The organism is Sorangium sp. So ce176 (assembly GCF_051519835.1).
Taxonomy (GTDB): Bacteria; Myxococcota_A; Polyangia; order Polyangiales; family Polyangiaceae; genus Sorangium; species Sorangium cellulosum_G.
Genome location: NZ_CP150371.1, coordinates 2,676,994 through 2,695,925 on the forward strand (window position 1 = coordinate 2,676,994; position 18,932 = coordinate 2,695,925).

At 74.1% G+C, this 18,932-nt stretch carries 11 protein-coding genes; 4 read left to right on the forward strand and 7 right to left on the reverse strand.

Translation table 11 applies throughout. The features are described from left to right. Positions 1-18: 18 nt before the first annotated feature. On the forward strand, positions 19-2,190 hold the full coding sequence (locus tag WMF42_RS10335; protein WP_437691773.1) for a serine/threonine protein kinase: 2,172 nt from the start codon (positions 19-21) through the stop codon (positions 2,188-2,190). A 71-nt stretch (positions 2,191-2,261) separates the two neighbouring features. Here the strand turns inward: WMF42_RS10335 and WMF42_RS10340 are convergent, their stop codons facing one another. From WMF42_RS10340 to WMF42_RS10350, 3 genes are read right to left on the reverse strand one after another with little or no spacing between them, the layout of a single operon-like run. Beyond that, the gene (locus WMF42_RS10340; RefSeq protein ID WP_061608987.1) at positions 2,262-4,745 is read right to left on the reverse strand and encodes a SpoIIE family protein phosphatase; all 2,484 of its coding nucleotides are present in this window, start codon (positions 4,743-4,745) and stop codon (positions 2,262-2,264) included. A gap of 11 nt (positions 4,746-4,756) precedes the next feature. Continuing rightward, positions 4,757-5,140, reverse strand: coding sequence for a hypothetical protein (locus WMF42_RS10345; RefSeq protein WP_061608988.1), 384 nt, complete (start codon positions 5,138-5,140; stop codon positions 4,757-4,759). Then, positions 5,121-5,645 (reverse strand): hypothetical protein, encoded by a 525-nt coding sequence (locus tag WMF42_RS10350; RefSeq protein ID WP_061608989.1) that lies wholly within the window; start codon positions 5,643-5,645, stop codon positions 5,121-5,123. The genes WMF42_RS10345 and WMF42_RS10350 overlap by 20 nt, the downstream gene beginning before the upstream one ends. A gap of 389 nt (positions 5,646-6,034) precedes the next feature. On the opposite strand from WMF42_RS10350, the gene WMF42_RS10355 reads away from it, so the two are divergent. Beyond that, positions 6,035-9,103: a PQQ-dependent sugar dehydrogenase gene (locus tag WMF42_RS10355; protein WP_437691774.1), complete on the forward strand. Its 3,069-nt coding sequence runs from the start codon at positions 6,035-6,037 to the stop codon at positions 9,101-9,103. 75 nt (positions 9,104-9,178) lie between these two features. Here WMF42_RS10355 and WMF42_RS10360 read toward each other — a convergent pair whose 3' ends face one another. Beyond that, positions 9,179-13,252 carry a serine/threonine-protein kinase gene (locus WMF42_RS10360; RefSeq protein ID WP_437691775.1) on the reverse strand — a complete coding sequence of 1,358 codons (4,074 nt, stop codon included), beginning with the start codon at positions 13,250-13,252 and terminating at the stop codon, positions 9,179-9,181. 408 nt (positions 13,253-13,660) lie between these two features. Here WMF42_RS10360 and WMF42_RS10365 point away from each other — a divergent pair, with 408 nt between their 5' ends. Continuing rightward, positions 13,661-14,107 (forward strand): hypothetical protein, encoded by a 447-nt coding sequence (locus tag WMF42_RS10365; protein WP_061609754.1) that lies wholly within the window; start codon positions 13,661-13,663, stop codon positions 14,105-14,107. Positions 14,108-14,140: 33 nt separating this feature from the next. Here the strand turns inward: WMF42_RS10365 and WMF42_RS10370 are convergent, their stop codons facing one another. Beyond that, positions 14,141-14,674 (reverse strand): GNAT family N-acetyltransferase, encoded by a 534-nt coding sequence (locus WMF42_RS10370; protein WP_061609757.1) that lies wholly within the window; start codon positions 14,672-14,674, stop codon positions 14,141-14,143. 243 nt (positions 14,675-14,917) lie between these two features. On the opposite strand from WMF42_RS10370, the gene WMF42_RS10375 reads away from it, so the two are divergent. Next, the gene (locus tag WMF42_RS10375; protein WP_061609753.1) at positions 14,918-15,358 is read left to right on the forward strand and encodes a CBS domain-containing protein; all 441 of its coding nucleotides are present in this window, start codon (positions 14,918-14,920) and stop codon (positions 15,356-15,358) included. Between the two features lie 69 nt (positions 15,359-15,427). Here the strand turns inward: WMF42_RS10375 and WMF42_RS10380 are convergent, their stop codons facing one another. Further along, positions 15,428-16,075 carry a class I SAM-dependent methyltransferase gene (locus WMF42_RS10380; protein ID WP_061609752.1) on the reverse strand — a complete coding sequence of 216 codons (648 nt, stop codon included), beginning with the start codon at positions 16,073-16,075 and terminating at the stop codon, positions 15,428-15,430. Positions 16,076-16,123: 48 nt separating this feature from the next. Continuing rightward, a complete protein-coding gene (gene pepN / locus WMF42_RS10385; RefSeq protein ID WP_437691776.1) occupies positions 16,124-18,736 on the reverse strand; it encodes an aminopeptidase N in 2,613 nt (870 codons plus the stop codon). Between the last annotated feature and the right edge of the window lie 196 nt (positions 18,737-18,932).

The window sequence follows — 18,932 nt, forward strand, 5'->3', positions numbered from 1 at the left end:
TGCGCTATGGTCGTTCACGTGCTCACAATACCCAGCGATGAAGAGGCCCTCGGAGGTCTGCAGGGGGCCACGATCGGCAGCGACCTCTCGTCGAGCATCGGCTATCGGATCGTGTCGCGCGCCGGGTCCGGGGCGATGTTCGTCTCGTACTACGCGGTCCGCACCGCGCCCGAGGGCGAGACCCCTGTCGTGGTCAAGATGCTCCGGCCTTCGCTCTTCAGGCAGCTAGGTCCGTCCGCGGCGGTGATCGTGAAGAAGGAGGCGGTGTCCCTCGGCCGCCTCAACGAGCAGGTCCCTCCGACGCCCTTCGTTGTCCGGCTCATCGACACCGGCACGTTCGCGGTGCGGCGCGGCACGAAGACGCTCGATCTCCCGTGGATCACGATCGAGTACGTGCACGGCGGCGTCCAGGGCGTGACGCTCCGCCAGCGGGTTCAGGGGACGATCCAGGCCACGGGCCACGCGTTCGATCCGGCGCGCGCGACGCGCGCGATCGAGTGCATCTCGAGCGGGCTGTCGGCGGTGCACGACGTGGGCGTCATCCACCGGCAGCTCACGCCGGAGAGCATCCTTTGCTGCGGGTCGGGCGACGAGGAGCTGTTCAAGATCAGCGACTTCGGCCTGGCGCGGCCGCGGGGCATCCGCGAGACGATCATGGCCGGCGTCGTCGGCAACGCGGGGGTCGTGCCGCCGGAGATGCTGTCCGCCGATCCGAGCACCATCGGGCCGTGGACCGACATCTTCAACCTCGCGTGCGTCATCTTCTTCGTGCTCACGGGCGAGGAGTACATCGTCGCGGAGTCGCAGGCGCAGGCGCTCATGGCGGCGATGGCGCGCACGCGCCGGAGCATCCTCGAGACGAGGTGGCTGCACCCCGCGCTGCGCGGGAACGACCAGGCGTGCAAGTCGATCGACTTCGCGCTCCGCTGGGCGTCGGCGGGCGAGGCGCAGGAGCGCCTCCAGGAGGCCGTGGCCGTGGCCGCGATGCTCTCGCCGTACCTCCGCCCCGCGTCGCCGGTCTCGGCGCTGGAGCAGCGGCTCGTCGCCAACGCGAGCGAGCAGCGCGCGCGCGCCCCGGAGGAGATGGCCCCCATGACCATCCCGTCCACGCACGTGAAGTCGCCGGCGCAGCTCAAGGGGGAGCTCGGCCAGACGATGCTCTCGCCGCGCCAGCCGAGGGGCGCCGACCGCCCGAGCCCGGACCGCGCGATCGAGGCCGAGCTCGTCAGCGTGCAGCCGCCGCGCGCCCTGCGGGAGGCGCCGCAGCGGGGGTCGACGATCGTCGAGCGGTGGACGTGGAGCGTGCTCCACCACCCGAGCCTCGACTCGGTCATCCGGAGCGTGGCCTGGGACGGCTACGGCCGGTGCCTCGCGGCGGCGACGGGCGGGCTGCTGTTCTGGAACGGGACGGGCTGGAGCGAGGCGTCGTCCGGCGGGCTGCCGAGCCCGCAGGGCGTGCGCTTCGCGCACCGGATCGGGCCCGGCCGCTGGCTGCTCGGGGGCGACGCCTCGACGCTCGCTGTGTACACGACCGGCGGCGTCACGGGCGTCTTCCAGCTCCCGGGCGAGCCGCAGAGCCACGTGGCGCTGAGCGGCGACCTCGAGGACATGGGCATCCTCGTCTCGACGACCCAGAACGACCCGCGGCCGCTCCTGCACGCGTTCATCGCGAAGCGGTGGCTGCGGCCGATGCCGGCCGAGGGCGTCGCGCTCCTCGCGGCTGTCGCGCGCGTCGAGGACGAGCGGTGGATGCTCGTCGGCCGGTCGACGGCGGGCGAGGGGCTTGTCGCGCTCTACGCCCCGCTCGACTGGCACCTGGAGCGCATCCCCGCGCCGCCCGCGCGGGCCTTCGTCGCGTGCGCGGGGCGGCCCGATCTGGGGCTCGGCATCGCTGTCGGCGCGGAGGGGAGCGTCGTCTGGCGGTACGGGCAGAGCGTCTTCACCGAGAACATCGAGCCGCGGCGCGCCCTGTCGGCGGCGACGATCGACAGCGAGGGCCGCGCCTGGGCGGGGAGCGCCGGGCGCATCTGGGTGCGGCGCGGCGGCGTCCCGCCGATGGCCGGGGCGTGGGAGTGCGTCTGGGAGAACGACGCCTGGGTCGGCCCTGTCGTGTCGCTGTTCGTCGACTCGGAGGTCGTCGTCGCCATCACGGCGGACGGGGGGATCATCGAGGGGCGCGTCACCGGCTGACGTGCTCGCCCGTCCGCTGCACGTCGCGCGGGCCGCCGCGCGCCCGGGCCCCGTGCGCCGCTGAGCCGGCCCTACCGGGCGTCCGGGGGCGCGTGGTACCGCGCGACGACGATCGTGATGTCGTCGTCCGGGCTAGGGCACCAGCCGTCGACGTCCCGCAGGATCCGGTCGCGGATGGCGTCCACGGGCTCGGCCTGGGCGGCCTCGATGGCGGCGCAGAGCCGCTCGATCCCGAACTGCTCCCGGTGGACGTTGCGCGCCTCCGTCACCCCGTCGCTGTAGAGCACGAGGACGTCCCCGTCCTCGAGGACGAGCTCGGCGTCGCGCGTCATCGCGTCGATGGAGGGCAGGACGCCGACCCAGACGCCGGAGCTCGGGATGCAGGCGCAGCGCCGCGTGCTCGCGCGGCACACGATGATGTCGTCGTGCGCGCCCGCGAAGGTCACGCGCCCGCCGCGCTCGTAGCGGAGCAGGACCAGGGTCGCGTGCTCGTCGCGCTTCAGGCGACAGCGGATGTTGTCGTGGAGCGTCTGGTTGAGCGCCGAGATGATCTCGGCGGGGCTCATGGCCTCCGCCCTGCGCGCCATCGCCGCGACCATGCTCTGGATCATCAGCATGACAAGGCCCGCCGCGAGGCCGTGCCCCGCGACGTCGCCGATCCCGATCCAGCCGCCCTCCGGCGTCCCGATGACGTCGTAGTAGTCGCCGCCCACCTCGGCCGCGGGCCTCATGAACGCGCAGAGATCGAGCCCCTCGATCGCGAGGCGCGGCGGCACCAGCTTGGTCTGGATGTGCTGCGCGACCACGCTCTCCTGGCGGCGCTGCTCCTGCTCGAGCCGCTCGCGTATCTCCACCTGCCGGACGATCTCCCGGTGCATCGCCACGGCCTTCAGCGCGGAGCCGAGCTGGAGGCGCAAGGTGTCGTAGACCACCTCGTTGGCCCCGCTGCCGAGCGCCGCGATGCCGTAATGCTCCGTCTCCCCGAAGGTGATCGGCATCGCGAACACGCTCCAGCGCTCGGCGGCGCCGAGGAAGCCGGGCGGGGCGAGGCTGCGCGCCGGGAAGCTCCCGCGCGGCGGCTCCACGTCGCGGCCGTCCTCCATCAGGAAGAGCGACCTCAGGGTGGCGCGCTTCGGATCGTCGTAGAGCGACACGGCGGCGCGCGTGAGCGACAGGCCGGGCAGCTCCGCCGCCAGCGTGCGCCGGAGCAGGGGCAGGCTCAGGCACGTCGACAGGCACCTCCCCGTCCAGCTCAGGTGGACCGAGGCGAGCTCCAGGTGGAGCCGCCGCTCCGCCTCCGCGCGCGTGGAGGCGTGGGCGATCAGCGCGCGGCACGCGTGCCAGAGCCGCTCGACGTCGTCGTGCTGCGCGCCCGCGCACGCCCGGCGGAGCCGCGCGCGGAGCAGCGTGACAACGCCCTGGAACTGGTCGAGGGCGGCGCCCTCGCGCGCCGCGTCGTCGAGCACGCGCTTCAGCGCCTGCAGGAAGCGACCCTGCTCCCCCGCGAGCTCCTCCTCGAGCGCCGAGAGCAGCTCGCCGGGCCAGGCCCTCGGCGGCGCGCCAGGGAAGAGCACGGCGCTCGCGAGCGCGCGCTCCACGTCGTCGCGCTGATCGCCGAGCGTGGGCGGCCCGTGCGCGGCCGGCGCCGCCGCGAACCCGCGCGCCGACGCGCGCGGGAGCGTCTCGTAGTAGCCGCAGCCGCACGACTCGCGGCGCGTGAGCTCGACGGGGAGGAGGCTGCAGTCCGGGACGCGCTCGCCGCGGATCATGCGGACGACCTTCGCGACCGCGAGCGCCCCGAGCTGCTTGATCGGCTGGCGGATGGTCGTGAGCGACGGCTTCGTGACGCGCGAGACGGCGACGTCGTCGAACCCGCACACGAGGACGTCGCCCGGGACGTCGAGGCCGTGGGCCTTGATCTCGTCCATCGCGCCGAGGGCCATGTTGTCGTTCCCGGCGATGACCCCGTCGAAGTCGACCCTGCGCGCGAGGAGCTCGCGCATCGCGCGGCGGCCGCCCTCGATCAGGAAATCGCCGAGCACGAAGAGCCGCTCGTCGTAGGGGATCGAGCGCGCCGCGAGCACCCTCCTGTACGCGTCGGCGCGCAGCGTCGCCTCCTCGTTGCTCGGCGGCCCGCTGATGTACGCGACGCGCTGGCAGGCGTGGTGATCGAGCATGTGCGCGACGATCGTCTCGGCCCCGCGCGCGTTGTCGACGATGACGCTCGGGACGCCGTCCAGCGCGAGCCCCACGCTGCACATGGGCAGGGGCGCGTACGACCGGCAGAACGCGTGGGTGCGCTCGGCGCCGAGGTGGTTCGTGAGCGCCGACGAGACGATCACCAGGCCGTCGACCGTCTCCGCGCTGATGAGCGGGTAGATGCTGGTCGTCGCCATCATCGAATAGCCCGGGCGAGCGTGCGTATCGCCGAAGGCGACGAGCAGGTTGACGTCGTGCTCCTCGGCGGCGCGCTCGACCCCGAAGCGCACCTCGGACTGGTATTCGCCGGTGAGATAATCGGTCAAGAGCGCGATCGTTGGGCGCTTCGCCGCCATGGATGTCGCGCTCAGTGCACCTTCTCGTCGATCGACACCATGCTCGGGGACATGCGCTCGAGGGCCGTCAGGCTCCGCCGCTGCCACGCGAGCCGCGCGTCCGTCACGAAGCGGACCTCGCACTTGAGGCCCTGGGCGGCGACGCCGCAGATGAAGGCGATGAACGCCTTCAGGCAGCTCGAGTTCAGGAAGTAGAGGGCCCGTATATCGAACTCGACGGCGGCCAGGGAGAGGCGCCTCACCTCCTCCTGGACCTCCTTGCAATAGCCGCCGAGCGGCGCGGCCGCCGCCATATCGCCGGTCCCGGTCAGCTTGATGCTGAGGCGGTCTCCGAGGAGCGCAGGCTCGATGCCGAAGCTGTCCGTGACGACGTGATCAACCCTTAAGCTGCTCATTCGTCCTCCACCGCTCGAGCGGCGCGTGCGCGATGATCGTGAGCTCGTTGCCCTCGATCTTGTAATCGACGTCGAGCCCCCCCTCGGCGCGGACGCGGGCGAGCCCCAGGCCGGAGACTCCCTCGATCAGCGCCGTCCCGGTGATGAGCTCGTCGTAGTGCTTCAGCGGGTCGCTCGCGGTCTTGAGGTCGAGCAGGCGCTTCTCGACCTCCCTCAGGCGCTCCGGGGACGCCTCGTTGCGCGCGCGGATCTTCATGATGTGCGACCGCTCGTCCTCCTCGAGCGCGAGCTCGAGGCTCACGCGAGGGCCGGTGGAGTACTTGGTGATGTTCTCGGCGAGCTCGTGCGCGGCCATGTAGAACCGCGAGCTCACGTTCGCGTCGTCCAGGACCGCGCCGCAGAAGCTGGACACCAGCCGCAGCACCGCCGTCGCCAGGCGCTCGCTCGGAAAGAAGGTGATGCAGAGGAACAGCGATGCACCCTGCGTCGGTTCGGGAGATGACACAACCTGTTACCCTACGCCGCTCACGCGCTGGATCCAACCACTACTTCCGCGGGCGGCGTGATCTCGGCGCTCATGTAGGGTGGTGTCCATCGACAACGCGGGAGCGCCTGGGTGTCCGTCGCGTCGTGGTGTGTGTAACGCGATGCGTTATTGTGAGCTCGCTGGCACGCTCGTTGATGTGATCACGATGCCCATCGACGGTGAAGTGTGTCGTGGATCCGGCGCAGCGCCGAGCGCCTCGCTCACAACCGCCGTCCGCCGCGGGGGAGGAACCCCTGTGGTCAACCCCACAAGGAGGTTATCGCTGTATGGAACGACGGTCCCTTGCGCCCGGGCGATCGCGCCGCGGCCCCCATCGATCGACGGTGATCTCGGCCGTTCATCCCCTCGTGAGGCGCGGCGTCCTCGCCGGCGCCGCCGCCGCGGCCCTCGGCTGCAGCGGCGGGCCCGGCGCGGAGCGCGGAGCCGGCGACGACGGCGACGTCGAGGCGGGTGAGCCGCCCGCGCTCGGGGCCGCCTCTCTGGCGCTCTCGAGCGACGGCAAGGTGTGTGTCACCCTTCAGCGCGGGACGCGCGGCACGGTGAGAGATGCGACACTGTGGCAAAACGCTGCGGCCTGGAACGACTCCACCTCTCCGAACCTCTCGACTGGATTCGTCTCGCGCGCGGGCCACCGCCGGTCCGTCGTGCAGTTCGACCTCTCTCTCGTGCCCGCCGGCGCGACGGTCGTGTCTGCCACGCTGGGCTTCCACCAGACTCACAAGCTGGAGAGCAGCGAGCTCAGCGTCCACCGCGTCACGGTGCCGTGGGACGAGCGGACCGTCTCGTGGCGGAGCCTCGGCGACGGCGGCTTCGACGCGGAGAGCGTGGCGACGATCGCGGCCGAGGCGGGGGTCGGCGCCCGCGCGACGGACGTGTCGCCGCTCGTGCAGACGTGGGTGCTCGGGACAGCGGAGAACCACGGCGTGCTCCTCGACGAGGCGCCCGCGCGCCTCACCAACCTGAGGAGCAGCGAGATCGAGCGCGCGGAGGAGCGCCCCCGGCTCGAGGTCTGCTACGTGACCTGCTCGGACGGCGTGATGAACGGCCACGAGGCGGGCGTCGACTGCGGAGGCCCGCACTGCGCCCCCTGCGTCGGCGCGACGACGGGGGCGTCGAGCGCCGCGACGTCGAGCGCCGCGACGTCGAGCGCCGCGACGTCGAGCTCGACGGGCGCCTGGAGCGCGGCGGACGGTCCGTGCGTCGACCCCGACGCGCTGCCGCCCGACCCGTCGCCGCCCGAGCGGCTCTCCGAGACCGGGCTCTACGCGGACATCGCGACCCGGTCGCGCGCGGCGAACACGCTCGAGTTTCGCCCCGCGTACGAGCTCTGGTCGGACGGGGCGAGCAAGCGGCGCTTCGTGTACCTGCCCCGCTGCTCCACCGTCGACACGAGCGACATGGACCACTGGTCGCTGCCGGTGGGGACGCGCTTCTGGAAGGAGTTCCGCGCCGAGGGCGTGGCCGTGGAGACGCGGCTCATCCACCGGTTCGGGCCCGGGATCGACGACTGGCTGTTCGCCGCGTACGCGTGGGACCCGTCGAGGAACGACGCGTTCCTGGTCGAGGAGGGCGTCGAGGACGCGCGCGGCACCCGGCACGACATCCCGCGGACCGCGGACTGCTGGGAGTGCCACGGCAAGCTCCCGGAGCGGATCCTCGGCTTCAGCGCGCTGCAGCTCAGCCATGACGGACCGGGCGAGACCATGGCGTCGCTGAGCCGCGCCGGGTGGCTCACCGTCCCGAGGCCGCGCGGGGTCCGCCCGCCGGGCGACGCCGAGGCCGCCGCCGCGCTCGGCTACCTGCACGCGAACTGCGGCAACTGCCACAACAGCACCGGGGTCGCGACGCTGCGGACGCGCCTGCTCGCCGCGAACACGACGGTGGAGAGCACCGACACGTACACGACCGGCGTGGGCGTGACGCCCAGCTTCTGGGAGTCCGGCGTGGTCCACCGGATCACGGCAGGAGACCCCGCGTCGAGCGCCGTCGTGCGCCGGATGGCGCACCGAGGCACGAGGGCGCAGATGCCGTCGATCGGGTCGGACGCCGTCGACGCGGCGGGGCTCGCGGCGGTCAGCGCCTGGATCGACGGGCTGCGACCGCCGGCCGGGGCGGCGGGCGGCGGGAGCAGCGGCGCGGCGATGAGCAGCGCGAGCGCGAGCAGCGCGAGCGCGAGCAGCGGCGCTGGCGCGGGCGGCGCGGACCCTGGCACCGGCAGCTCGAGCTCCGGCGCGGGAGGCGCGGGAGGCGCGGGCGGCGCGAGCCCCGGCGGCGGCTCCGGCGGCGCGTGCTCCGGGGTGCCCCGCCTGAAGCTCACGCAGATCGCTTCCGGCCTGGAGGCGCCCCTCTTCCTCACGAGCCCGCCGGGCGACAGGTCGAGGATGTTCGTCCTCGAAAAGGACGGGGTCGTCCGCCTCATCAAGGACGGCGTCCTCCAGGCCACGCCGTTCCTCGACATCCGGGGCGGGACCTCGTGCCCGCCGTCGCGCCCCGCGAGCGCGCACCCGCTCGTGTGCACGCCCAGCCCGACCGCGGAGGGCGGGCTGCTCGGGATGGCGTTCCACCCCAGTTACGCCAGCAACGGCCGCTTCTGGCTGTTCTACACCGCCGCGCCCAGCGGCAACGTCACGATCGCCGAGCTCCGCCGCTCGGCCTCGAACCCCGACGTCGCCGACACGTCGGCGGCGAGCCTGCCCGTCCGGAAGCTCCTCGACGCGCGGCACGGCGGCTGGAACCACGCCGGCGGCACGCTCGCCTTCGGGCCGGACGGCCACCTCTACGCCTCCGTCGGCGACGCGGCCGTCACCCCGTACTCGACCTCGCCGGCGAAGGACCTCTCGTCGCCGCTCGGCAAGATCCTACGGATCAACGTGGACACAGGGCTCGGCCCGTCCGGCAACCTCACCGGCGAGGGCGTGAACCCGCTCGTCTGGGACCACGGCCTGCGCAACCCGTGGCGCTTCAGCTTCGACCGGCGCACGGGCGACCTCTACATCGCCGACGTGGGGCAGAACGCGTGGGAGGAGCTCAACATCGAGCCGGCCGGCACCGGGCGGCGCAACTACGGCTGGCCGACGATGGAGGGCAACCACTGCGTCGCCGCGGGGTGCTCCCGGGTCGGCGTCGCGCCCGCCGTGGAGCACAGCCACTCGAGCGGAGAGGGCGGCTCGATCACCGGCGGATACGTCTACCGCGGCGCCGCGATCCCGTGCCTCCAGGGAAGGTACGTCTACGGCGATTACGGGACGCACCGCTTCTGGACGCTGCGGTGGGACGGCGCGACGGTGCGCGATCACGTGGAGATCACGGCCGACCTCGCGTCGAGCCTGCCGGCGGCCTCCTTCGGCGAGGACGCGGCCGGCGAGCTCCACGTCGTCATGCTCACGGGGGAGGTGTTCCGCATCGACCCGAGGTGATCCGGCGAGCGCCGGGGCTCGCCGGGGCGCGCCGCGCCGGGCCGCGCGGGGCCGCGCGGGCGCCGCGCTGCCGGCCTACCCCGCGAGCTGCCCGTAGCCCGACCGGAGCTTCGCGAACCGCGGGTGCCAGGCCCGGCTCTCGGCGAGCAGCGGCGCGGTGCGCGCGAGGAGCAGCGCCACGTCGTCGGGTCGGCCGGCGTCGAGCAGCGCGCGCGCGCGCCAGTAGAGCAGCTCGACCCGCTGGTCGGCGCTCAGGCCGCTGCCCATCTCGCCGCCTGGCTCCCCCTCCTCGCGCAGCGTCGCCCGCGTGCGCGCGCCCTCCATGCTGTGCCTCGGGTCGCGCACGGCGAGCTGCATCACGCCGAGCAGGGCCTGGGCATAGTGCGGGAGATCCGCGACCGCCCCCTGCGCCCGGAGCCACCGGAGCTGCCGGCTCGCCTCCGCGTGCTCGTCGCGCATCGCGTGGATCCGCGCGAGCAGGAGCGCGCTGCCGTAGACCGGCCGATCCTTGAACTGCTCGTCGAGCGAGCGCACCTGCCGCACGAGCGGCAGCGCCTCGTCCTCGCGCCCCCAGAGGTAGAGCAGCTCCGCGAGCTTGATCGTCGCCTCGCGCTCCGCCCAGGCGTTGGCCTCCTCGCGGGCGAGCTGGACAGCGCGCCGCAGGTCGGTCATCCCGCGATCCGGCGCGTCGAGGGCCGGCCAGAGCTCCGCGCGGCGGACGAGCGCCGCGCAGAGGTGGACCCGGTCGCCGCGCTCCTCGCAGCAGCGCACCGCCTCGTCGAAGCGCTGCTCGGCCTCGTCGAGGTGGCCGCACCGCGCGAGGACGCAGGCGAGGAGCGTCAGGCCGGTCACGTGCGTGTCGTGGTCGGCCTCGCGGACGATCTCCACGCCGCGCGAGAGCCGCTCGAGGGCGTCCTCCAGGTTGCCCTTGCGGAACGACGAGCGGCCGGCCGCGATCTCGAAGCGCGCGGCGAGCGCGGCGAGCGCGGCGTCCGCAGGGCCCTCGCGGGGGTCGAGCAGCGGGATCACCTCCTCGACGCGCGCCGCCGACTCCTCCCAGGCGCCGGCCCAGTCGAGCGCCGTCGCCTCCTCGAGCAGCGCCTCCGCGATCATCCGCGGGTCCTTCATCGTCCGGGCGAGCGCGCCCGCCGAGCGGAGATCGTCGAGCGCGTCGCCGGTGCGCAGGACGCGGTAGCGCACGCGCGCGCGGCCGAGCAGCGCGAGGTAGCGCTGGCGCTGATCGTCGCCGTCCGCCCAGAGGAGCGCGGACGAGTAGTGCCCCTCCGCGACGGCGTTGTTGTGCCGGTCGCGCTGGAGACCGCCGAGGATCAGGTACGCGTGCGCCGCGCGCGCGCGCGCCCCGGAGGCCGCGGCGTGGCGCGCGATCGGCTCGAGCAGCTCCGGCGCCCGCGGCTGCGCCTCGGCCAGCGACTCCCAGACGGCGAGCGCGTGCCGGTGCACCCGGGCGCGCTGCTCTTCCGGGAGGAGCGCGTAGATCGCCTCCTGCAGGAGCGCGCTCCGGAACGCGTAGCGCGCCCCGCCGCACGGCGTGTCCTCGCGCCGCGCGGCCTCCTGCGCGCCGCGCGGCGCGAGGATCCCCCGCGCGGCGAGCGCGCGCAGGCTGCCCGGGACGTCGACGCGCGGCGCCTCCGCGTCCTCGCGCTCGAGCGAGCGCTGCGCGGCCGCCGCCACGTCCTCCGAGAGCTCGAAGCCGAGCACCGCGCACAGCGTCGCGCACGAGGCGAGCTCCGGCGGGAGCGCCTCGAGCTGCCGCGCCGCGAACCACTGCCAGGCCGGCGACGGCGGGAGCTTCTCGAGGTCGGCGGTCGCGAGCTGGTAGCTGTTCGACCGCGCCCGCAGCCGCACGAAGCCCCCGCGCTTCAGCGCCCGGGTGAGCTCCACGAGGCAGCGGGGGTTGTAGCCGGCCCACGCGCAGATGCGCCGGAGCGCGGCGCTCGGCGGGGGCTCCGCGGGCCGGAGGAGCTCGGCGCAGAGGAGGAGCCCGGCGGCGTCGTCGAGCGGCAGGAGCGCGACGTGATCGCGCGCACTCGTGCGGGCGCTCAGCGCGTGGCGCCGCGCCGCGAGCTCGGGCGCGCCGGCGAGGAGCACCCAGAGCGGGAGCCGGGCCTCGCGGCGCGTCGCCAGGTCGAGCGCGTCGAGCGTGAAGCCGTCGGCGAGGTGCGCGTCGTCGAGGATCACGACGACCGGCCGCTCCGTCGCCCGGCGGCGGAGCCCCTCGGCCAGCGCGCGGATCACGCTGCCGCGGCGCGCGACGGGCCGCGGCCGGTCGGCGGAGCTCGCCGGCCAGCCCATGCAGGCGGCCACGGCGGGCCACACCTCGGCGCCGAGCGGGTCGCCGAGCCGCTCGACGCAGAGCGCGCGCGGGTCGCCCGGCGGGGCGCCGTCGCCGACGCCGAGCACCGCGGCGAGCAGGGCGGCCGCTGTCTGCGCGGAGCGGCCGCTCCCCGGCGGCGCGGGCCCGGCGCGCGCGGGGAGCTCCGGCTCGGCGCGCAGGGAGATCACGAGCGCGCCGGGGTGCGCGAGGCGGGTGCCCTCGGCGAGCTCCTCGGCGAGCCGCGACTTGCCGGCGCCGCGCTCGCCGACGAGCGCGCAGAGGCCGGGCCCGAGGCCCGCGAGGGCGCGCTCGCGGCTCTCGTCGAGGGCGCTCAGGGTGTCGCCGCGCCCGACGAGCGGCGGCGCGGCGCGCGCGGCGTCGCGATCGTCGGGCGGCAGGGGCGCCTCCTGCGCGAAGAAGTAGCGGCCGTCCTCGCTCGCCGCGACGACGTCGAAGCCGGGGTGGGCGGTCACGAGCTCGGCGCTGAGCGCGATCCCGCGCCACGGCCCGGCGGGGAGCCACGACTCGGGCCGCTCCACGGCCAGCCCGGCGACGACCTGGACGCTGTCCGCGTCGCGCGCCTCACGTCGAAGCTTCAGCGGCGCGACGTGGATCGCGAGGGGCGCGCCGACGGACGCGACGATCTCGCGCCCGGCGAGCAGCGCGCGCTCCGCGGCCGCCTCCTTCGGTCCGGGGAAGATCGCGACGAAGCGGTAGCCGCGCTGCCGCGCGAGGTGCCCCCGGTGCCGAGCAACGGCGGCGCGGACCTCGGCCTCGGCGCCGCGGGCCTCAAGGGCGAGCACCACGGTGTCGTGCCGGTCCGAGGAGATCGAGGCCGCGTCGTCCCCCGCGGGCGCGGCGACCGCGCCGGCCGGGCCGAGCGCCGCCGCGCCCGCCGACGCGAGCGCGGCCCGCAGCGAGACGGCGTCGCGAGGGCGGAGCGCCCGCTCCTTGGCGAGGCAGGCGAGGACGAGGTCCTCGACGGGCGGGGGGACGGGCGCGAGCTCGCCCGGCCGGGTCGGCTGCCGGCTCAGGTGGCCCTGCGCGACGCTCGCGCGGTCGCCCGAGAACGGCGCGCGCAGCGTGAGCAGCTCGAAGAGGAGCGCGCCGAAGGCGTAGAGGTCCGCGCGCGCGTCGATCGGCTCGCCCCGGAGCCGCTCGGGCGAGGCGTACTCGGGCGCGCCGAGCATGGCGCCGAGCGTGGTGAGGGCGCTGTCCGCGGGGTGGCACACGACGCCGCGCTCGCGCTGCGACAGGCCGAAGTCGAGGAGCCGCACGCCGCCGCCGGGCTCGAGGAAGACGTTCTCGGGCGCGAGGTCGAGGTGGACGAGGCCGCGCTCGTGCACCGCCTGGAGGCAGCCCAGGACGGCGAGCGCGACGTCGAGGGCGGCGCGCAGGTCGAGCGCGGCGGACAGGCCCTCGAGGCGGGTGGCCAGCGTCTCGCCGTCGAGCCGCTCCATGGCGATGTACGCGCGGCCGTCCTCGAGCACGCCGTTCTGGAGCAGGCGCGGCGAGACCGGGGGGCCGAGCTGCTCGAGCGCCCACGTCTCGCAGCGGAATCGCTCGCGCGCGAGCAGCGCGTGGGCCCTGCTGATCTTCAGCACCGCGGGCGCGCCGTCGTCGAGCCGCGTCGCGTCCCAGAGGATCGAGAACGAGCCGGTCGCGAGCGGCTGGCCGACGCGGAAGCCCGCGAGGGACGGCGGCGCCTCGGCGTCGAGATCGAGCGGCGCGGCGTGGCGCGGCGCCGTGGCGCCGTCCGCTGAGCAGACGGCGAGGGCTGCGAGTCGGCGATGACAGGATGGGCAGCGCGGCAAGAAGACCTCTGATGGCTCGGATGGGCCCCGGCTCGAGAGGTGGCCGATATTACCGGGGTTCCGGTCGTGATGAGTGCGAAAAGCCGACGTCGTGCCGCATCGACTTACGCCCATAGCAAAAGCGCGTCGCGCTTGTCGCGCTGTCACGCGCGACATCGTGGGCGTCGTGTCGACAGAGGAGGACAGCGGCAGCTGTCGTGTGCGCGCGCCGCGCCGCGGAGATCGCCTCGCGCGGGCCGGCGCGGCGCCGCGCGGAGGCCGGGGTATCGGTCGAACACCCACGCTGGCACCCCGGAGAGGCAGAGTCCGCCCGTATGCCACCGCCGCGCCTGCTCGTCGGCTGCTTCCGGCTGAGCACACGGGGCCTGGAGCCGTGGTGTATGCTGCGCCGACCGGCCGGAGGGTTGGATGATCCATCGACAGACGGGCGAGATCGAGCTCTCATCCGGGGCTCGCATCGGCCCCTCGTATTCGGAAGCGCAGTTCCTGTCGTCGCCGCTGGCGCGGATGGCCAACGCCCTGAGCCAGGCGCAGCCGTGGAGCGGATACAGGACGTCGCGCCAGCGCATCGGCTTCCGGACCTTCCGGATGACGCTGCACTTCTGCAGCGGGAAGCTCGCGTCGGTCGAGCTCTTCGAGGTGGGCGCGGAGTCCAAGGCGTTCTGGAACGACTGGTCCGAAAAGGAGGAGGCGGAGCGCAAGGCGAGCCACGATGCCTGGCTGGAGTCGATCCTCGGCGCGCCGCCCTACGAGTACCCGTGGGGGAAGGTCACGTCCGAGCACGACCCGCGGGGCGGCTACAGCAGCATCGTCGTGCGCTTCGGCCCGCCGGCCGAGGCCCAGGCCGCCCGCTGAGCCGGGGCTGCGCCGGGAGCCCCTCCCGGCGCGCTACAGCGCCCGGCGGTAGCGGACCTCCGGCAGGCTGCCCGCGCCGACGCGCGCCGGCCGCCGCGCGCCGTCGCGGGTGAAGCCGGAGAGCTCGTAGAAGCGGCGCGCCCGGGTGTTCCCTTCGAGGACCCAGATCGTCATGGTCCGGTGGCGGCGCCGCGCGAGATCGGCCTGCGCTGTGTCGAGCAGCGCGGCGCCGAGCCCGCGGCCCCACGCGGCGGGCAGCAGGTAGAGGGTGTAAAGCTCGCCGACGTCGAGCGGTTCGTCGTCGTCGCGCGTCGGTCCGGCGCTCGCGAAGCCGAGCGCGGCGTCCTCCGCGTGCAGGGTCCAGGCGCGCGTGCCGGTCGCGGCGCCGCGGCTCAGGATGCGCCGCCAGCTCGCCTCGCGCGCCTGCGTGGAGAGGGCGTTGAGATCGGACGCCGGCACGAGGCCGAGGTAGGCCGCACGCCAGGAGTCGACCTCGACGCGCGCGATGGTGGCGGCGTCTTCCGGCTGCGCCCGGCGGATGACCGCCCTTGTGATCCGCTCCGACATGGTGCCTCGCGCCCCAGGGTGCATGGCGCCGCGGCGCGACGCCATGCCGTCGTGGGGTCCGGCGCGCCCGCCGGCTCGAGCCTGCATGACCGGCGTGATGGGGTGAGCCCGAGAATGTCCGTCCAGCGGCGCCTGACGCCGCATTCATCCCGCTGCTCCTTCGTCTGCCGGCGCTGCCCCCCTAAGGTCCAGGCGTGTGCGGCGACGCGAGCGGACGCCGCAACCGAAGCTGAGGAGGCAAGCATGCTGTGCCGGGAGATCATGACGAGGGAAGTCCAGTGCATCATGGCCGACGACACGATCCGGACGGCCGCGCGCAAGATGCGCGACGCGAACGTCGGCTTCCTCCCTGTCTGCGACGAGGCCTGGCGGGTGCTCGGGACGCTGACCGATCGCGACCTCGCCATCCGGGTGCTGGCCGACAACCGTCCGCTGAGCACGCGGGCGGGCGACGTGATGACCCCCGAGGTGATCGCGTGCCGGCCGGACGACGACGTGCTGCGCGCGGAGCAGCTCATGGGGCATCACCACAAGTCGCGCGTCCTGTGCACCGAGGCGGACGGCCGGCTGGTGGGCGTCATCAGCCTGTCGGACATCGCGCAGCGCGAGGACGACAGGAACACCGCGCAGACGGTCCGCCGGGTGACAGAGCAGCGGGAGGCCGCCCACGGGGCCCGGGCGTAGCCGCAGCGCGCTCGCGGGCCCCACGGCCGCGACGGCGTGCAGCTCGGCACCCTCGCCGCCCTGGCGGCCTCAGCCGATCGCCTCGGCGGTGAGCAGGCGTGTCCTCCGCCCCGAGGCGAGCGTGAGGTGCTGTCCCCAGCTCGTCTGGTGCGGCATGTCCCCGTCCACGATCTCGCTCGCCCGGATCTCGAACCCCGCGGCGCTGTAGGCGGGGCGCAGCGCGTCCTCCACCCACGCGTCCGTCAGCTCGGGGAGCCCGAGCCGCGCCGCGTACGGCCTGTCGTCGAAGACGCTCTGGTTCAGCAGCGCGATGAGCTCGCCGCCGGGCCGGACGAGGCGGCGCAGGGCCTCGAGCACCGGGGCCTCGGGGAGCACGAGGGCCGAGAGCAGCGACGCCCAGGGGAAGTTCAGCGTGAGGGTGTGCGCGAGCCCGGTGAGCTCCTCGGGCAGCGCCTGCACCGACGCGACGACGAAGAGCGCGTTCGGCCGGCCGCCCCGGGAGGGCTTGCGGCCGGCGCGCCACGACACCTCGCGCATCCGCTCGCCCGCGGGGTCGACCCCGATGCAGTACGTGTCGGGGTGCGCGCCCGCCTGCCTGTACACGAAGCGCCCGTCGCCCGTGCCCACGTCGATGAGGACGCGCGCGTGGCCCTCGAGCTTCGCCTCGAGATCCGCCCGCGTCCACGCGAGCGACGCCTTGCCGAGCTGCACGATCATCGTCGCCTCGCGCGCCGCGCTCCCCGTCTCCCCGTCTCCCCGCTCAGGTCAGCGCGCCCCGGCCGCGCGGGCGGGCGCCTCGGTGGCCTGGCCGCTCGCCGCCGCGAGCTCCCGGCAGGCGATCGCCCGCGCGAGGTCGTCGCTCGCCTCGCGGAGCATCCGGACCAGCATGGGCAGCCGCGGCGCGCCGCCCGGGCTCTGCTGGAGCAGCGCGAGCTGCGCCTCGGCGCGGCGGAGGAGGTCCCGATCGACGCGGTACGAGGGGAACAGGTGCGTGAAATACGCGGACGCGAGCTCGTGCGTCCGCGTCTCGAAGACCTGCTGCACCCGCTCGAAGAACGCCTCCACGTAGGGCTCGAGCAGCGCGCGCTGGAACGACCAGTTGAAGCCCGACATCGCCGCGCCGGTCTGGTGCAGCGAGCCGTACCCGCCCTCGTGGAAGCGCTCCCACGCCTCGGCCTTCGCCGCGGGATCCGGCCGCGCCGTCTCGGCGCGCAGCGCGGCGCGCTGGCCGCGGTCGGACGGGTCGCGCTTGCGCTCGGCGGCGAGGCGCTCGTCCGCGCTCTCCATCCCGCGCGCGACCCACTTCACGGCGACGGTCCAGCGCATCTCCTGGTCGATCTCGAGCCCCTCCACCTCGAGCTCTCCGTCGACGAGGCGCGCGGCCAGGGCGAGGTCCGGCGCGGAGTAGGCCGCGTTGAGCAGCGCCCGCGCCCAGACGATCTGCGCGTCGCCGCGCGGCGCCGCCCGGAGCGCCGTGAGGGCGAGGCCCGTGAACGCGCTCGCCTCGGCGTCGCGCATCGGGTCGGGCACGTAGCGCGCGAGCGCGGTCACCGCGTTCGTGAGCACGGGCTCGAGCAGCGACAGGTCCGGCTCGGCGGGCAGCTTGTCCCTCACGAGCGCGAGGTAGGCGGGGGAGGCGAGCTTCTGGTCGCGCACCATGCTCCAGAGCGACGCCCAGAGGAGCTGGCGCAGGAGCGGATCGTCCACGCGGCCCATGTGCTCGCGCACGAACGCGAGCGAGCCCGGGTCGAGCGCGATCTTCGCGAACGTGAGGTCGTTGTGGTTCGGGAACACGAAGAGCGGCGCCCGCTGCCCGCGCGCGGCCGCGACCTCGGTCGCCGCGCCGTCGATCTCGGCGGGCACGGAGTCGACGACGAGCGCGCCGTCCTCCTCGCGCGCGAGCGCGACGTCGATGCGGTGCGGCCGCAGGGTGGGGTAGCCCTCGGGCGCCGTCTGCAGCACGCGGAGGCGGCCGATGCGGTCGCCGTCGGGCTCCCACTCGGCCGTCAGCGTGTTGAGCGACGCCTGCTCCAGCCAGACGCGCGACCAGGCGCCGAGGTCGCGGCCGGAGCCCTCCTCGAGCGCGGACAGGAACTCGCGCAGCGTCGCGTTGCCGTACTGGTAGCGCTTGAAGTACCGGCGCATCCCGTCGCGGAAGGCCGGCAGGCCGATCGTCGCGACGAGCTGCTTCATCGCGGCCGCCCCCTTGCCGTACGTGATGCCGTCGAAGTTCAGGAACGTGTGCTCGGTGTCCGCGAGCTCCCCGGCGATGGGGTGCGTCGTCACGAGCTGGTCCTGCCGGTAGGCCCAGCTCTTGATGACGTTGAACGCCTTCCACGCGGAGGGCTGGAACCGGGTCGCCTGCTCGATGGCGAGGAAGGCCATGTACGTGGCGAAGCTCTCGTTGAGCCAGAGGTCGTTCCACCACCGCATGGTGACGAGGTTGCCGAACCACATGTGGGCCATCTCGTGGAGGAACACCTCGGCGCGCGTGAGGCGCTGGTGGTCCGTCGGCGGGTCCCGGAAGATCATCCGCTCGCTGTGGGTCACGGCGCCGACGTTCTCCATGGCGCCGGCGTTGAACTCCGGGACGAAGACCTGGTCGTACTTGGTGAACGGGTAGGGGTAGTCGAAGAAGTCGGGGTAGAAGTCGAAGCCCTGCTTCGTGATCGTGAAGAGCTCGTCGGGGTCGAGGTGCCGCGCGAGCGATCTGCGACAGTAGAGCCCGAGGGGGATGCCGCGGTGCTCGTCGCGGACGCCGCTGTAGGGGCCGGCGATCAGCGCGAAGACGTACGTGCTGAACCGGGTGGTCTCCTCGAACACGCGCGTCGTGCGCCCCGGGCCCGCGGCGAACGTGCGCGTGACGCGGGCGTTGCCGATGATCTCCCAGTCCTCGGGCGCGGCGACGGACAGCCGGTAGCTCGCCTTGATGTCCGGCTGGTCGAAGCAGGGGAAGAGGCGGTGGGCGCTGAACGGCTCGAGGTCGGTGTAGAGGTAGTCCTCGCCGTCCTCCGGGTCGCGGAAGTGGTGGAAGCCGTCGCCTGTGTGGTCGTAGTCGTTCTCGTAGACGACGCGCACGCGCGTCTCCGGATCGAGCAGCTTGCCCGGGAGCCGGATGCGGCAGTCGGTCCATTCGGGCTCGACCTCGACGCCGTTGATCTCGAGCCGCTCGATGCGCCGGCCGCGGAAGTCGATGAAGGTGTCGCCGCGGCCGCGGACGTCGAAGTAGGCGATCGCCTCGCCGCGGTAGCCGTTCCCTCCGCGGGAGAGGTCGAGCGAGAGCTCGTAGCGCGCGCTGCCGATGCGCGCAGCGCGCTCCTCGGCCTCCCGCTGGGTGAGCACGTCCCGTCCAGGGCCACCGGTCTTCTCCGCCATCATGCGGGCACACCCTAGGCCGAACGGCCGGAGGGAGGCCAGCGCATCTGTGCCATTGTCTCGATCGCCGCCCGGCGCGGGGCGCTGGAGGATGGGCGGTTTGCGGGCGAGCGGGCGAGGGATGCGGGAAGGAGGGGCGAGGGCGCCGTCCTGCGCGAACGCGGTCGTCGACCGTGGTTGGTTGGCCGGGGCGGCGCCG

Coding starts and splice junctions, on each gene's coding strand:
- WMF42_RS10340 (WP_061608987.1), bottom strand. CDS start 4,745: ATGGCGGCGAAGCGCCCAACGATCGCGCTCTTGACCGATTATCTCACC.
- WMF42_RS10345 (WP_061608988.1), bottom strand. CDS start 5,140: ATGAGCAGCTTAAGGGTTGATCACGTCGTCACGGACAGCTTCGGCATC.
- WMF42_RS10365 (WP_061609754.1), top strand. CDS start 13,661: ATGATCCATCGACAGACGGGCGAGATCGAGCTCTCATCCGGGGCTCGC.
- WMF42_RS10370 (WP_061609757.1), bottom strand. CDS start 14,674: ATGTCGGAGCGGATCACAAGGGCGGTCATCCGCCGGGCGCAGCCGGAA.
- WMF42_RS10375 (WP_061609753.1), top strand. CDS start 14,918: ATGCTGTGCCGGGAGATCATGACGAGGGAAGTCCAGTGCATCATGGCC.
- WMF42_RS10380 (WP_061609752.1), bottom strand. CDS start 16,075: ATGATCGTGCAGCTCGGCAAGGCGTCGCTCGCGTGGACGCGGGCGGAT.
- pepN (WP_437691776.1), bottom strand. CDS start 18,736: ATGATGGCGGAGAAGACCGGTGGCCCTGGACGGGACGTGCTCACCCAG.